This window comes from Bacillus sp. A260 (assembly GCF_009861435.1).
GTDB classification, from domain to species: Bacteria; Bacillota; Bacilli; order Bacillales; family Bacillaceae_G; genus Bacillus_A; species Bacillus_A cereus.
This window is the reverse complement of sequence record NZ_CP046398.1, coordinates 749,135-765,257: the sequence shown is the minus strand read 5'-3', so window position 1 is coordinate 765,257 and position 16,123 is coordinate 749,135. Positions and strand designations below refer to the sequence as shown.

The window sequence follows — 16,123 nt, the reverse complement described above, 5'->3', positions numbered from 1 at the left end:
CGAATATTATATATAACTGTTGTGAAAATTATTCGTAAACAGAAAGGATGTTTATATGTTTAACCTTTCAAAACATAAAACTTCTATTAAAACTGAAATTATGGCAGGTATTATTACCTTCTTAACAATGGCATATATCATTGTCGTAAACCCTGTTATCCTTGGAGATGCAGGTGTTCCATTTGAACAAGCATTTACAGCAACAATTATCGCTGCTGTTGTCGGAACATTATTTATGGCAATCTTTACAAACTTACCAATCGCAATCGCGCCAGGTATGGGATTAAATGCTTACTTCTCTTACTCTGTTGTAAAAGCGCATGAAGGCATGACTTTCGCAATTGCATTCTCTGCTGTATTCGTAGCAGGTATGATTTTAATTTTGCTATCATTTACATCTTTCCGTACAAAATTAATGGAAGCAATTCCTGAAAACTTAAAACATGCAATTACTGCTGGTATCGGGCTATTTATCGCCTTTATCGGTTTACGTTTAACAGGTATCGTTACAAAAAATGATGCAAACTTAGTTGGACTTGGTGATCTTCACTCTGCTCCAGTACTACTAGCATTAGCTGGACTTGGAATTACAATTGTCCTTATGTCTTTAAATGTAAATGGCGCACTATTTATCGGGATGCTATTAACTGGTATTATCGCTTTCTTCACGGGACAATTATCATTCTCAAACGGTGTTACATCAATGCCTGGTTTACCAGAAGGAATTATCGTTTCAAATCCAATTACTGCTGTATCTGACGTAATTAACTACGGATTATACGGCGTTGTATTCTCATTCTTCCTTGTTACACTATTCGATACAACAGGTACATTACTTGGCGTTGCACAACAAGGTGGATTTATGAAAGACGGAAAGCTTCCAAAAGCAGGACGAGCTCTTCTATCTGACTCATTCTCAGCAACTATTGGTTCTATGTTCGGAACGACACCATCAACAGCTTACATTGAATCATCTGCTGGTGTTGCAGCTGGTGGTCGTACTGGTTTAACAACTGTTACAGTAGCGGTTCTATTCGCACTAGCAGCATTCTTCGGCCCATTAGTAAGTGCTGTTTCTGGTGTATCAGCTATTACTGCACCATCATTAATTATCGTTGGTAGTCTTATGATGGGTTCAGTTCGCCACATCGATTGGGACGCATTTGATGAAGCATTCCCAGCATTCTTAGTAATCTTAAGCATGCCACTTACATCAAGTATCGCAACAGGTATCGCACTTGGATTTATTTCATACCCACTTATGAAAGTGGCAAAAGGTAAATTCCGTGCTGTTCACCCACTTGTATATGTATTTGGAATTTTGTTTGCTTATCAATTGATATTCTTACCACATTAAAATCCCTCTTCCTGAGGGATTTTTTTATAAATACTGTTTGACAATACCATTCGTTTGTGGAATAATTCAAAATAGTTAAATATCGGATGTCTTATCAAGAGCAGGTGGAGGGATGAGCCCTACGAAGCCCGGCAACCGACCCATTTATGGGCACGGTGCTAATTCTTACAACACATTGTGTTGAAAGATAAGAGTAATATGATAAGGCGTCTTTTCTATATGAAAAGGCGTTTTTTATTTTCACTCCCTCCTCTCTCTTTTTAGTTTAGGAGGGATTTTTTTATGAAAAAATTATGTTCCATCGTACTTATTTTTCTCTTATTTACATTAGCAGCTTGTACAAATGAACAAGATACTATCTCTTCACAAAAGCAACAAACTGTGAGAAAGGCGACTACAACGGTAGAAAATCAATTACAAACAGAAATTCCAAGCCAAATGAAGAAGCCATTAAAAATCGCATTAATTATGCAAATGTCCATCGGAACTTTTTCCTCTCAATATATTGAGGGTGTCAAAAAACAAGTTGAGCTATTTGGCGGCAGTGTACAAGTCTACAATTCTGATAACGATTTAGCAAAAATGGCTGCAAATTTAGATACTGCTATTAATTCAAAAGTGGATGGTATTTTAATTGATCATGGCCGTTCTGAAGCACTAAAACCTGGAGTAGAAAAAGCGTTACAAGCGAACATTCCCGTAGTTGCGTTCGATAACGATCTACGCTTGCCAGGTGTGACAATTATTGATCAAGATGACTATAGTCTTGCATGGAAATCATTAAAAACGTTAGCGGAAGATTTGAATGGACAAGGAAATATCGCAGTTGTATGGGTCGGCGGATTTGCTCCAATGGAACGTCGCAATGTTATCATTGATGCTTTTTATAAACGGTATCCAAATATAAAAGAAGTCGCAAGATTCGGTACTGCTAGTAATAACACGCCACTCGATACACAAACACAAGTAGAAGCTTTACTAAAGAAATATCCGAAAAAAGGCGATTTACAAGCTATTTTCGCTTCGTGGGATGAGTTTGCTAAAGGGACTGTTAAAGCACTTGAACAAGCTGGTCGTACAGATATAAAAGTATATGGCATTGACTTAAGTAATGAGGATTTACAACTCATGCAAAAAGAAAACTCACCTTGGACTGCTACAGCTGCAACTGATCCAGCTGAAGTAGGTAAGGTTCAAGTACGATTTTTATACAAAAAAATTGCTGGTGAACAAACGCCAGATATTTATTCACTAGAACCTTATTTAGTAAAGAAAAATAGTTTACCAAAAGAAAATATAACAATGGATCAGTTATCAAAATATATAAACGGTTGGGGAGACTCAAAAGATGCATATTCCCCTTGGATGAAAAAATTAGAGAAGGAGAAAAAATGATGACGTTCTCTCTTCAAAACATTACACATTCTTATCATGTCGCTACACCTGTTCTAGAAGATGTTTCTATTCATATTCAAAAAGGAAAAGTACACGCTTTACTAGGCATGAACGGTGCAGGAAAAAGTACTTTACTAAAAATAGCAACTGGTGAAATTCAACCAGTTGTTGGCGATATAAAAATTGATACTCAGTCTGTTTCCTTTACTTCACCGCGCGATGCAAAAAAGCATGGCATTTCTTTCGTAACACAAGAAGTAGATCACGGACTTATTCCCGGATTATCTGTATTAGAAAATGTACTAATCGATCATTTAGCAATGCAAAATAAAGTACTATTTTCAAAGTCCAAATTAGTCGCACTTGCTAAACAACATTTGCAAACTGTACAGGTAAATTTAAATGTTTCGGAAGATGTTTCAAACTGTTCATTACATGAAAAACAATTACTTCTTATCGCAAGAGCTTTATCTAACAATACAAATTACCTTTTATTAGATGAACCTACTTCTTCTCTTGGACCAAAAGAAGTTGAAACCTTTGGGAAACTATTAAAAGATTTAACATCAAAAGGAATTGGCATCCTTTTAGTTTCTCATCGTTTATCAGAGATTCGAAATTTCGCGGATGATGTAACTGTATTACATAACGGTCAAGTTGCCCTTTCTGAAACCATTACAACGATTACAGATCAACAAATTGTGGAAGCGATGACTGGAAAACAACTTACACTTCCTATTAATACAGCACCAAAAACCGGGAGCGAGGAACTATTTAAAGTACAAGAGCTTCTATTACACGAAGGTCATTCTCCCCTTTCTCTTACAATACGAAAAGGAGAAACTGTTGTGATATACGGATTAATTGGAAGTGGAAAAACAACACTTGCTGAAACGTTATTTGGTGCTCTTCATACTTATCACGCAGAAATAGCCGGTCAAAAACTAACGATTAAAACACCACGAGATGCGATTAAAGCGAAAATCGCACTTGTACCAGAAGAAAGAAGAAAACAAGGCGTATTTCTTTCGGAAGATATTATAAGTCACACAAATTTACATCAATCAGGTTGGAAACGAAAACAAACCGAATTAAATGATGCTACTACAGCAATTTCTTCTTTCGGTATTTCACCAAATGACCCAAAGGCACTTATTCATTCACTTAGCGGTGGAAACCAACAAAAAGTCTCAATTGCAAAGTGGAGTGGATTCAAACCTAATCTATTTCTTTTAGACGAGCCAACTAAAGGTGTAGACATCGCTGCGAAACAAGACATTTTTCAATTCATTCGCAACATTACAGAAAACGGAAGTTCCGTAATTTATTTCACAGGAGAACAAGATGAAGCGTTGCATATCGCTGATCGCATTCTTATACTGGCAAACGGAGAATTTGTAGGTGAATACTTACCAAGCGAACTATCTCCTGAACAGCTTTTACATTTATCTGAAGGGAGCTATTCCATTGAATCTCGTTCATAAAACGAAAACTAAGAAACTATATTTACCTACTCATCTTTTTTATCAATTTAGTACAATTGCTATTATTATAGGTGTTACAATTTTTTTCTCTATCGTCAATGATTCTTTTTTAACATATAACAATATTAGTGATATTTTACGTTCTATTTCCATCGTAACGTTACTTGCAATCGGCGTTACCTTTACATTGATTGTAGATGGGTTTGATTTATCAGTCGGCTCCACCGCTAGTTTAGCAACAATTGCAGCTGCTTCTTGTCTCGTTTTATATCGACAAGAACTATTAGTTACACTCCTTGTTCCTATTCTTTGCGGATTATTAGTTGGATTATTAAATGCACTACTCGTTATCCGAATTAAACTACCTGATTTACTAGCTACATTAAGTATCATGTATATCGTCAATGGACTACACTTAACATTTTCAAAAGGATCTTCAATTTATGAAGGAATGTCCGGTGCAACAGGACATTTTATTCCATCTTTTTTATTTATCGGTCAAGGTTCCGTCTTAGGAATTCCAGTCCCTGTCATTATCATGCTTACTGTCGTTTTAATTGCACATCTATTTTTAGAAAAAACAACGTACGGTCGTTTCTTTTATATGACTGGTGGGAATCGAGAAGCTGCTAGATTAGCCGGTATTCCTACTGATCGTTACCGTGTATATGCTTATATGATTAGTGGTTTACTAGCTTCTATTGGCGGCATTATTCTATGCAGCCGCGTTGGAACAGGACAAGTTTCAGCTGGTGCTCCATTATTAATGGATGCAGTCGCAGCTGCCTATATCGGTTACGCAATGTTCGGTGCCAAGAAACCAAATATAGTCGGAACATTCCTCGGCTCGGTATTAATTGGAATTATATTGAATGGACTCACAATGATGAACGTCCCTTATTATGCACAAGATATTATTAAAGGCAGCATTTTAATTACAGCTTTAGCCTTTTCATTTATTAAAAAGAAGCGTAAATAAAAAGTAGAGCATCGAATTCGATGCTCTACTTTCCCTTTGCAACAATCACACGAACTACTTTCAAAACAAGAAGTAAAAGACCGTTCACTATCGCTGCAACCCCTAAAGAGACCGATATCATCAGCTCTCCCATTCCATTATTCAATACAAACATAGCAGAAGAAATGAAAGCCAAAATAAACAATACTAACGTTGGTATATATTTAATAACAGGCTTCTTATATGACTTTTGTGAAAGAAGAAACGTAATTACCAACGTCATAATGAAAACAAAATATACTACAAATAAGAAAATCACACGAAAGCCTCCACTATTCCTAAACTATGAAAAAGATAACAGCAATTAAAAATTATTAATATTTCTCATTCATCTGTAATTCTTTACTATACTTTTGAATGGAAACTGACGAAACAACCATTACCATTCCTACACTAAATCCAATAAGCTGATCCAGTAGCATCTCATCATGTATGAGCCAGCGAAGTAGAAATACCCCTCCAAAAATAAGCATTGCAGTAAATCCGGTATGCCTAAGTCCTTTATATACATTTTCCATATGTATCACCTCTTCACATAACATTATCCATATTATACCATACAACCATCAAGTAACCGTATCGTCCTCTGACAATATGCAGCTACCTTTTGATCATGTGTAACAACTAGCACTGTTTTTCCTTCTTTATTAATCTCTTGTAAAATACTCATAATTTTTTCCCCATTTTCTTGATCAAGAGCACCAGTCGGTTCATCAGCAAGTATAATTTTTGTATCTTGTGCTAAAGCCCTTGCTATTGCTGTTCTTTGCTGTTCTCCTCCTGATAACTCGTAAGGATATTTGTTAATATGCCTCTCAAGCCCTACCATTTTCAGCATTTCTTTTGATATTTGCATACGTTTCTTATGAGAAATTCTTCTATATACAAGTGGAAGCATTACATTTTCAATAATCGTATAATCATCGAGTAGCGAAAAGTTTTGAAACACAAATCCAACTTCCGTGTTTCTATACTTATGATAGTTTTGCTTTAATGTACTCGTATCCATTCCATCTAAAAAATACTTTCCAGCAGAGGGGCTATCGATTAAGCCAATAATGTTAAGGAGAGTAGACTTCCCCGAACCAGAGGGGCCCATAATGGCTATCATTTCGCCTTTTTCTATTGTAAGATTAATATCTTTTAAAGCACTAAAATTATTCTTTCCAAATCCCTTAGCCACATTTGCGAGCTGAATCATCTATAACACCTCTTTCATATATGTATTTTTTATTTTTAGTACATTGAAATAAATGATTGCATATATAACGAGGATCATTACAAGTGATAAAGCACCTATAACAACCAATGATTCTATAGAGACTTTTAACGTTCCAAAGAAAGATACTATACTATTTTCTAGCCCTTTCTGAATTTCAATTACTCCGCTATTCTCCCATTGAAAATACATTATTCCTATACATATCGCTAAAACGAATAGCAACATATACTCAATAATAAATGGAAGACATATTTGAAAAGTGCTTGCACCTAACGCTGATTTAATAGAAATATTTTTACGTTCCATATAAAGTGCTGCCATTGATGTCAATACAATAGATAGAAATGAAAAAAATAAGACTGTACCGCTTAATAATAAGGGGTATGACATATTATCAATACCTTGTTTTTCATTTTCTAACAATTTATTCGGATTTGTAACATAATACGAATAACCCTTACCTTCCGTTACCTTTAATACTTTCTTTTGAAATTCATTTATATTTATCTGCTCCTTTGTTTCTATAATTAACCCATTGTATAAAAGTTCTACACTATAGAACTCTATTTCTTCTGTTCCAATTGGTAAAATCGCCATGTCATCTAATAATGTAATACGATTATCCGATATTTCACCACTTCGAGGATATGTAAATGGTGAATTTTTTTCTAAAAAGCCAATTACTTTTAGCTTCATTTTTCCAGATGGTATAACATCACCAATAGATACCTTTTCTATATAATTAGCTCCTAATATAACAGGTCTAATATCAAATACTGATTTATGAAATTCCGATTCCTCAAAATATCTTCCTTGTGAAATTCGTATATGAAAGTACTTATTAATATCTTTATCAACAATAAGAGTCTTTATCGTTCCATTTTCTTTTTTTAAACTAAGTGAATAGTTATGGAACAAATAATTTGTTTTATTTGTTATTGGTATCGTATTAGATAACCCTTGCATGAAATGTTGATAATCACTTTTTGCTTTTTCTTCGCTAAACAATGTTATATCTTGCGTCGCATAAAGTTCATAAAAATTTTTATGAGTCGATAAATTATTTGCTACCGTCATCATTTTTTGATATCCCGAAAGATTACTAACAAATTCTATTGCTGAAGAAAATGCAATAATTAAAGAAATTACTATAATCAAACTTGGTAACAACCGTTTTTTCACAGACCGTATAGAATCAAATATAAAAAACATGAAGACCTCCTACGTTCTTAAATGTTTTCCGGGATATATATTTATAATGTGCTTGATTGGAATTACAGTAACAAACATTGTAAGAAAAATTATAAAAACAATATTACATACCAATACATATGGTGTTAACGGTTTTAATAAGTATGTCTGAAAATACGTATGAATTGTTCCAGAAAAACCAACAGCATCGCCACTAGAGAAATAAACAAAATTTGAATATATAGTTCGCAGTAAATAGATATATTAGAAGCACCTACTGCTTTTTTTAATGAAATCTCTCTTTCTTTTTTATAAATCCAAAATAAAACCGCAGAAATGCCAGAAACAATTGCAACAAGAATGAATTTATAATAATACTTATTTGCTGGATCTATATGTGTCACATGTAGTTCCTGAAGATCTCGTTCATTCAGTATTTGAACATCTCCCGAAAGCACTTCTTTACTCCTATCCATAAACTTTTTTATTTCGTTATGAATAGATGATGTAGGATTAACAACTGTTAATTGTAATTGTTTACTCGCGATAATACCTTTTTTAGATATAGTAGGTAAGTTTTGAAGTGGAACGTATATACCTGCTACACCGACGTCACTGTCTTTTCTTGATATAGTTCCTATTTTTTTATATGTATCATCAAATTCATATAACTCCTCTACATTCGTTTGATCGCCAACAACCATATTGTTTACATTTTCACGATGAAAATATTGTCCTTCAGAAATATATGGCTTCCAATAATAATCATCTTTTAAGTTCACAGCTATAATCTTTGTTGCCCCTGAACTATTTAATGCTTTTAAATGCTCTACATAAATATCACTTTTAACAAAAATATCTTGTATGAAAGGAATTATCTCTTCCAATTCAGTTGCATTCGCTATCGGAACAGTTAAAATTTGATTCTTCTCTGGAAAACCGATTTGAAAAGCAGATATAAAGTTTCGTTTAGATTCTGTTAAAAGTGCGGCTATTGATATAGAAAGAAAAGAAATAAAAAATGACATAAGGAGAATTAAGAAAAACAGTTTATTGCTTTTTATATTTTTAAAAGCTAGGTACATGTCTGTGCTCCTTTTAAATAAGAAGGAGATGATGAACATCCCCTTCTCCTTATCCAAATATTTATAAAGACAACTGTTTAATGCTTTTTACCACTGTAATCGTAAGTTACCGTTACTATCAAAAGTACCTTTGTGTGTATCTTCTTGATAGTCATTATTCTCATTTGCATAATGCTCCGAGTATAGTCCTTTTGCACCAAAGGCGTTATATGCACCATTACTCACAGTTGCGTTTAATGCTCTTCCAGATTCATGGGACCCTAATTTGTCTGAAGCGCTTTCAATATATGAATTATTTCCATTTGATTTAATAAAAGAAATTGCTACTGAACAACGAGATGCATTTTGATTCGTAGTAGTTTGAGCTCTATAAGATAGTAGGTTACCGCTTTTGTGACCGCTTAGAGTTGGATAGAATGCACTTGTTGAGATTGATGTTGCTAATAATACTAAAGTCGTAATTGAAAAAACTTTTCCTTTCATTAACAATCACCTCATAAATCTAATATTTTAGTAGCGCTACATCATCATAATATCCTTCAAATAAATTCTCCTCAACAAGAAACCCCGATGTTTTACAAACTCTTTAAACACTTAAACATTCATACATTTTTAAAAAGGAACGTATAAGTAGCAATATAAAAAGGCTGCAGAGAAATTCTTCTCCACAGCCTAATATTTATTTTTGCAAGAACGCCTGCAAATCTGCAAATTGCCTCTTTGCATCTTCATAGCCTTGCTCGTATAAATTTTGTAGTTTTGCTGTATCTTTTTCCATACGATCTACTTGAAGCGGCACTTCTGGGCGAATAACAAATAAATTGCCAGCTTGTTCTTCTTTTTCAATATAGTGAAGTGTTTCATTATACACTTCATAACGATTTAGCATCGTGTTAACAAGGTTCGGATATTTTTTATAAGCTTTCGCTGCAACCCATCCAAACTTTGATTTTTTCTTCGCGTAGCCATGATTTCTCGTTAAAATAACGACTGATTTTTTAAATCCATCCTCTTGCGCTTTACGAACTGGAATTGGATCAGAAATCCCGCCATCTAACAGTTGTTTACCGCGGTAATTTACTACTGGTGCAATGAAAGGCAATGAACTAGACGCTTGTAATAAATTTAGCGCATCATCATTCGTGCCTTCTTTTTCAAAATAAACTGATTGCCCTGTTTCACAATCCGTCGTTCCTACAAGGAAACGTTCCGGGCTATTAAAGTATGTTTCAAAATCAAACGGCACATGCTTTTCTGGGATTTCGTGAAAAATGAAATCCATATCAAATAGCTGACGTTTTCTCCATAAGTTTTTATACGATAAATATTTCGGATGTGATGCATAATCAATATTGACCGTTTTATTTCTATTTCTTTGTCTGGAAAGATACGACGCTGCATGACAAGCACCAGCTGATACACCGATTACATATGGAAAATATAAATCTTGTTCCATAAAGTATTCTAATATCCCGCCCGTGTATACACCACGCATACCGCCGCCTTCTAATACTAACCCCGTATTTTCAAGCATGTTACTCTCTCCTCTATATATATTGACTCTTTAATTATTCACCATGTTAAGTATCTTTTTCTATTATATATGAGTTCTTTCAGAAATTATATTTAAAAGACTTGAGAAAAAGGAGTTTTTTCTTCCAATTATATTTCCAAATGACCGGAGACATCCTTTATAAACCTTTGAATAAAGTCTTGCTCTTCTTTCGTATATCCATCTAAAAGTAACAACCACTTTTCTTCAGCTTGCTTATGCAATTTTTCATGAGCTTTATATATTTCATTCCCACTCTCCGTTAAGCTGAAGAAGATTTCTTTTTGATTATCTAACATTTGCAGCTTCTCAACGAATTGCTTTTGAAACAACTTTGTACAAATTTTAGAGATTGCTCCCTTCGTCATGCCCATTTCTGTCGTAATTGCCGTTACATTCATCAAACCATTTTTTCCGATACATTCGATTACATGTAACTCAGATAAAGACATACTACTTACACCTGTCTCACGAAGAAACTTCTCGTTTTGTCGTTTTAAATGTTCTTCTTTTTTATGCAAAAGTGTACGAATGTCCGACAGTATTTCCATTTGCTTCGTTGTATGCTTCAATCCGTTCGCCTCCTAAGTTTCCAAAGAAACAATTTAACTATATACCATTTTAAAATTATTTTTTCATCTTTACAAGTGAGAAAATCATGTTAAAATAAATTTAGTTTCCAAGGAAACTAAAATACAAGGAGGTTAACAAGATGAAAAAATCTAAACTAACTTTCATTTTATATGTTGTCTGTATTAGTGCCTTACTCGGTTCCTTCGCTCAAAATATTTACACACCTATCTTACCGATGATTCAAAATTCTTTTCACACTTCTCTTTATCTTGTAAATGTAACAGTTTCACTTTTCACATTCGTTCTTGCAATTATGCAGCTCGTATATGGACCTTTAATTGATACAAAAGGGAGAAAATCTGTCCTTATCCCTAGTTTAGTCATTAGTACAATTGGTTCAATCGGATGTGCCTTTTCGGCAAACATTTATTTATTTCTCTTTTTTAGAGCTGTTCAAGCTATAGGAATAGCGGCTATACCTGTAGTTTCAGCAACGATTATCGGCGATTTATTTGAAGGAAAAGAACGCGGAGAAGCGATGAGCCTATACCAAATGTTACTTGCCCTCGCACCTGCAATGGCTCCTCTCATAGGTGGTTATCTTGGCAGTATAAATGGTCACTTATCTGTATTTCTCTTTTTATCTACACTTGGCATTATCTTATTAATTATAAACATTTCACTACTCCCAGAAACAAAGCCAAATATAATTAAACAATCTAAAGCACAAAAGAATTACTCTCTTATCTTAAAAAATAAAACTGGATTTTCTATTACTCTTATTGGCTTCATTCAATTTTGTATTTACTTTTGCTTTCTCGTTTTTTTACCGAGTATTTTAACAAATTCATTTCATTTAACTGTAAATAAAATTGGTCTTATGTTTGTACCAATGTCTCTTTCTATCATGCTAGGAAGTTTTTGCTACAAGTTTTTGCAAAAACGACTCACAACAAAGCAAGCTTTATTTATTACGAGTTTCTTCAATATTATATGTGTCGTTTTATTCTCTTTCACATATAACATCAATATCCCATTCATCATTATCGTTACATCTTTGTACGGTTTTAGTATGGGACTTTCTATGCCAACTCACACTACTTTATTAACAGAAGAATTCGTACAAGAACGCGCAACAGCTATCGGTATGTACAACTTCATCCGCTATCTTGGTATGGGCACAGGGCCACTTATAGGTGGATTTCTTTTATTTAACCAAAATTACTTTTGGATTTTCTTCCTAGGCGCAATTATGTTTTTACTTGTAATCTTATATACAATGAAAATGCTAAGTTTTCATTCTGTACAAAAAGCAAAATAGAGCCCCCAAAAAGGTCGGCTCTATTTATCCTCTTTGATCCGCAACAATATGAATATCAATATACTTTGTTTGTCTCATAATTTCATTTACAATAGAGCCTTTTCGTATTTCTTCCCACCTTGTTCTAGCCGATTGTCCAAGTAAAATTTGCGTCACCTGTAATCTTTTTGCCACTTCAATAATAACATCTGCTGGCTTTCTTCCCTTTGCTTCTTCTAATACAAAACTTGCATCAAATTGATTCGTTAGCAACTTCCACTCTTCAATCGTCTGCTTTTTTCCAGCTGAAATAGAATCTATATTTTCCCTCTCAACGTTTAATACGTACAATTCAGCGTTTAACCGATCAGCCATGCGCCATCCCCGTCTTATTAATTTCTCCGCTGTTGAACTGTATTGTACACAAACGAGAATTTTTTCTTTCACTCCGATTGGTTCTATCACTGTTTGACTAATCTTTTCGTCCATATCGTCAGCGACTTCACGAAGCGATAATTCCCTAAGTGCTCCTAAATTATTAAGCGTAAAGAAATTTTGTAAGCTTTGCTGAATTTTTTCTTCTTTATATATCTTTCCGTCTATTAACCTCTTCCGAAGTACTTCCGGTGTTGCATCAACGAGCTGAATTTCATTTGCTTTTTGTAAAATAAAATCTGGAATTCGTTCTCTTACTTTTACATTCGTAATTTGAGCTACAATATCATGAACACTTTCTAAATGTTGAATATTAAAAGCTGATAATACCGATATACCAGCCTCTAACAATTCCTGCACATCCATATAACGTTTCTTATGTTTAGAACCAGGAACATTACTATGCGCAAGTTCATCCACTACGACTACTTGAGGCGCGCGTTTTTTTATTCCTTCCACATCAAGCTCATAAAATACCTTTCCTTTATACTGTATTTCTTTCAAAGGAACTTTTTCTAAATCAGCAATTGCTTCTTCCGTCTCTTTTCTTCCATGCGTTTCAATTAAACCAATTACAATATCAATTCCATCTTTTTTCATTTCCCTTGCATCAAAGAGCATTTTATAACTTTTTCCTACGCCTGGAGCTGCTCCTACATATAACTTTAACTTTCCGCGATTTTGCTGACGAATATATTCTAAATATTCCTCTGGCGTTCGCCTTTGAAACTTCGGTTCATAATCATCTGCATACAAAATAAACACTACCTTTCATTCGAAACAACGCTACCTCAATCCGTTAGATTGAGGTAGCACTGTTACTATTTCATTAATTCCTGTAATGCCAAATTTAGCTTTAAGACGTTTACGCGGGTCTCTCCAAATAAACCAAGCGCAGCACCTTCTGTTTGATCTTTAATCAATTGATTAAGTTTTTCTTCCGGAATATTCGTTAATTTCGATATGCGATCCACCTGCACAGAAGCTGCCTTCGGACTAATATCAGGATCAAGCCCTGAACCTGAATTTGTCACTAAATCAATCGGTACTTCTGTAACTGGAACGCTCGGATTTTGTTTCTTCCACTCTTCAATACTTTTCTCTACTCGTTTCTCTAAATCTGGATTAGATGGTGCATAGTTATTTGAACCAGATGCTTCAGCCTTATATTCAATACTAGAAACACGCCCTTGAAAATAACGTGGATCCGTGAAGTTTTGCCCGATTAATTTAGAACCAATCACTTCATTTTTATCATTATATATTAGACTTCCATCCGCATTATCCTTCATCACGGCTTGTGCAATACCAGTAACAATAAGCGGGTATACAAGTCCGCACAACACTAGAAATGTAAAAGTAATACGGATAATTGGTGATAGTATACTTTGTTTCTTCTTCATCTTTTTCCCCTCTTCCTTATATGAACAAGCCGACAATTATATCAATTACTTTAATTCCAATGAACGGAACGATAACTCCGCCAAGCCCATAAATAAGTAAGTTTCGGCTAAGCAATGCATTAGAACTCATCGGTTTATATGCAATACCTTTCATCGCTAACGGAATGAGTAATGGAATAATAACAGCGTTAAATATTAATGCTGATAAAATCGCTGACAGTGGTGATGTTAATTTCATAATGTTCAATGCCTCCATTTGCGGAATCGCAAGTGTAAACATTGCTGGAATGATTGCAAAATATTTTGCTATATCATTCGCAATACTAAACGTCGTTAAAGCACCTCGCGTCATTAACAATTGCTTACCGATTCCTACAACCTCAATAATTTTCGTTGGATTCGAGTCTAGATCAATCATGTTTGCCGCTTCTTTCGCTGCTGTCGTACCACTGTTCATCGCTAATCCAACGTCCGCCTGTGCTAATGCTGGAGCATCATTTGTACCATCACCTGTCATCGCTACAAGTTTCCCTTTATCTTGCTCTGCTTTAATGACAGCAATTTTATCTTCCGGTTTACACTCGGCAACGAATTCATCTACTCCAGCTTCTTTTGCAATGGTTGCTGCTGTTAACGGATTATCACCTGTACACATAACCGTTTTAATCCCCATTTGGCGTAACTGTTCAAAACGCTCACGCATACCCGGTTTTACTGTATCCTTTAAATAAATTAAACCGTAAATACGATTATCTACTGCAACTACAAGTGGTGTTCCGCCCTCTTTTGAAATTAAGTCTGCTTTTTGATTTACATCTTTCGGAATTGTTCCGCCTTGTGACTCAACCCATTCAATAACGGCACCTACAGCACCTTTTCTCACTTTTGTTCCGTCTTGTAAATCAACACCACTCATTCTCGTTTCTGCTTTAAACGGAACAAACTCACCTTGTTCTGCAAGTTCTCTATTATATGATATAGATTTTCCCTGCACATACTCGATAACAGATCGACCTTCTGGTGTTTCATCTAAAACAGAACTAATAGCGGCCCACTTTCCAACTTGCTCAATCGTTTCATTTCCTACAGGCAATAATGTATGAGCCATTCGGTTCCCAAAAGTAATTGTACCTGTTTTATCTAAAATAATTGTATTAATATCGCCCGCAGCTTCTACTGCTTTCCCTGACATCGCTAGCACGTTAAATTTTGTCACCCGATCCATCCCCGCAATACCAATCGCTGATAGCAAACCACCAATTGTCGTTGGAATTAAACATACTAACAACGCTACAAGTACAGCAGTATCAATTTGAAAACCTAAATAATTTGTAAAAATCGGCAACGTCACAACGACGATTAAGAAAATAAGAGTTAAGCTCGTTAATACTGTATTTAAAGCAATCTCATTCGGCGTTTTTTGACGAGCAGCTCCTTCTACTAAAGAAATCATTTTATCGATAAATGATTCACCAGGATTACTCGTAATGACAATTGTAATTTCATCACTTACGACCATCGTTCCACCTGTTACGGAACAAAAATCACCGCCTGCTTCTTTTATAACAGGAGCTGATTCACCTGTAATTGCAGATTCATCTACAGATGCTAATCCTTTGATTACTTCGCCATCACTTGGAATCATTTCTCCTTGTTTTACGATAACAACGTCACCTTTTCTAAGATCAGTTGCTGAAACTTGGACAATGTCTCCATTTTCTTTTACTACATTTGCAAACACATCTTTCTTCGACTGCTTTAAAGAATCGGCTTGCGCTTTACCACGACCTTCTGCTAATGCTTCTGCAAAATTCGCAAATAAAACTGTAAATAATAGAATGAGAGAAACTGTTATATTAAACCATCCTGGTATACTACTAAAACTGCTTGGAAGAAAAGATAAAATGAACGTAATGATAAATCCAATTTCCACAACGAACATAATCGGATTCTTTATCATGACTTTCGGATTCAATTTCGCAACGGATTGCTTCATCGCATGTGTTACGATATCACGATCCATCGTTTTCGCTTGTCTAACTTCATCTTCTACAGCATGTATTTGTGACTCATTTAATTGTTTTTCTTTTACTACTACCGGTCTCATC

General features: G+C 34.7%; 15 protein-coding genes, 1 pseudogene and 1 riboswitch. Of the genes and pseudogenes, 5 read left to right on the top strand and 11 right to left on the bottom strand.

Annotated elements, in window-relative coordinates:
- Positions 1–55: 55 nt before the first annotated feature.
- The 4 genes from GD442_RS03910 to GD442_RS03895 all read left to right on the top strand — a co-directional run bounded on the left by GD442_RS03910 (position 56) and on the right by GD442_RS03895 (position 5,215).
- Entirely contained in the window at positions 56–1,357 is a 1,302-nt protein-coding gene (locus tag GD442_RS03910) for an NCS2 family permease (RefSeq protein ID WP_000482713.1), read from the top strand.
- Positions 1,358–1,445: 88 nt separating this feature from the next.
- Positions 1,446–1,551: riboswitch (SAM riboswitch) on the top strand.
- An 88-nt stretch (positions 1,552–1,639) separates the two neighbouring features.
- Complete coding sequence (locus GD442_RS03905; RefSeq protein ID WP_000732065.1) at positions 1,640–2,752, top strand: sugar ABC transporter substrate-binding protein; 1,113 nt, start codon at positions 1,640–1,642, stop codon at positions 2,750–2,752.
- The gene (locus GD442_RS03900; RefSeq protein WP_002164630.1) at positions 2,749–4,236 is read left to right on the top strand and encodes a sugar ABC transporter ATP-binding protein; all 1,488 of its coding nucleotides are present in this window, start codon (positions 2,749–2,751) and stop codon (positions 4,234–4,236) included. The genes GD442_RS03905 and GD442_RS03900 overlap by 4 nt, the downstream gene beginning before the upstream one ends.
- Complete coding sequence (locus GD442_RS03895; protein WP_001054980.1) at positions 4,220–5,215, top strand: ABC transporter permease; 996 nt, start codon at positions 4,220–4,222, stop codon at positions 5,213–5,215. Before GD442_RS03900 ends, GD442_RS03895 begins: the two co-directional genes overlap by 17 nt.
- Before the next feature lie 25 nt (positions 5,216–5,240).
- On the opposite strand, the gene GD442_RS03890 is transcribed toward GD442_RS03895, so the two are convergent.
- From GD442_RS03890 to GD442_RS03855, 8 genes and pseudogenes are all read right to left on the bottom strand, one after another.
- A complete protein-coding gene (locus tag GD442_RS03890; RefSeq protein WP_000576483.1) occupies positions 5,241–5,513 on the bottom strand; it encodes a hypothetical protein in 273 nt (90 codons plus the stop codon).
- A gap of 55 nt (positions 5,514–5,568) precedes the next feature.
- Complete coding sequence (locus tag GD442_RS03885; RefSeq protein ID WP_002195168.1) at positions 5,569–5,796, bottom strand: hypothetical protein; 228 nt, start codon at positions 5,794–5,796, stop codon at positions 5,569–5,571.
- Between the two features lie 8 nt (positions 5,797–5,804).
- Entirely contained in the window at positions 5,805–6,455 is a 651-nt protein-coding gene (locus GD442_RS03880) for an ABC transporter ATP-binding protein (RefSeq protein WP_000615281.1), read from the bottom strand.
- Positions 6,456–7,688 carry an ABC transporter permease gene (locus GD442_RS03875; protein WP_000465069.1) on the bottom strand — a complete coding sequence of 411 codons (1,233 nt, stop codon included), beginning with the start codon at positions 7,686–7,688 and terminating at the stop codon, positions 6,456–6,458.
- Positions 7,689–7,697: 9 nt separating this feature from the next.
- Positions 7,698–8,752 (bottom strand): annotated as a pseudogene (locus tag GD442_RS03870) (ABC transporter permease).
- 87 nt (positions 8,753–8,839) lie between these two features.
- Positions 8,840–9,235 (bottom strand): hypothetical protein, encoded by a 396-nt coding sequence (locus GD442_RS03865; RefSeq protein ID WP_000676983.1) that lies wholly within the window; start codon positions 9,233–9,235, stop codon positions 8,840–8,842.
- A 196-nt stretch (positions 9,236–9,431) separates the two neighbouring features.
- The gene (locus GD442_RS03860; protein WP_000892677.1) at positions 9,432–10,286 is read right to left on the bottom strand and encodes a patatin-like phospholipase family protein; all 855 of its coding nucleotides are present in this window, start codon (positions 10,284–10,286) and stop codon (positions 9,432–9,434) included.
- Between the two features lie 128 nt (positions 10,287–10,414).
- Positions 10,415–10,876, bottom strand: a complete 462-nt coding sequence (locus GD442_RS03855; RefSeq protein WP_000683326.1) for a MarR family transcriptional regulator — start codon at positions 10,874–10,876, stop codon at positions 10,415–10,417.
- Between the two features lie 140 nt (positions 10,877–11,016).
- On the opposite strand from GD442_RS03855, the gene GD442_RS03850 reads away from it, so the two are divergent.
- Positions 11,017–12,198 (top strand): MFS transporter, encoded by a 1,182-nt coding sequence (locus tag GD442_RS03850; RefSeq protein ID WP_000748727.1) that lies wholly within the window; start codon positions 11,017–11,019, stop codon positions 12,196–12,198.
- A 24-nt stretch (positions 12,199–12,222) separates the two neighbouring features.
- Here the strand turns inward: GD442_RS03850 and kdpDN are convergent, their stop codons facing one another.
- Genes kdpDN through kdpB form a run of 3 tightly spaced genes read right to left on the bottom strand, consistent with a single transcriptional unit; the run spans position 12,223 to position 16,122 of the window.
- The gene (kdpDN, locus tag GD442_RS03845) at positions 12,223–13,377 is read right to left on the bottom strand and encodes a KdpD-like non-kinase potassium sensor (protein WP_003269552.1); all 1,155 of its coding nucleotides are present in this window, start codon (positions 13,375–13,377) and stop codon (positions 12,223–12,225) included.
- Positions 13,378–13,433: 56 nt separating this feature from the next.
- Positions 13,434–14,015: a K(+)-transporting ATPase subunit C gene (gene kdpC / locus GD442_RS03840; RefSeq protein ID WP_159365044.1), complete on the bottom strand. Its 582-nt coding sequence runs from the start codon at positions 14,013–14,015 to the stop codon at positions 13,434–13,436.
- A gap of 16 nt (positions 14,016–14,031) precedes the next feature.
- On the bottom strand, positions 14,032–16,122 hold the full coding sequence (gene kdpB, locus GD442_RS03835; protein WP_139362470.1) for a potassium-transporting ATPase subunit KdpB: 2,091 nt from the start codon (positions 16,120–16,122) through the stop codon (positions 14,032–14,034).
- Position 16,123: the final 1 nt, after the last annotated feature.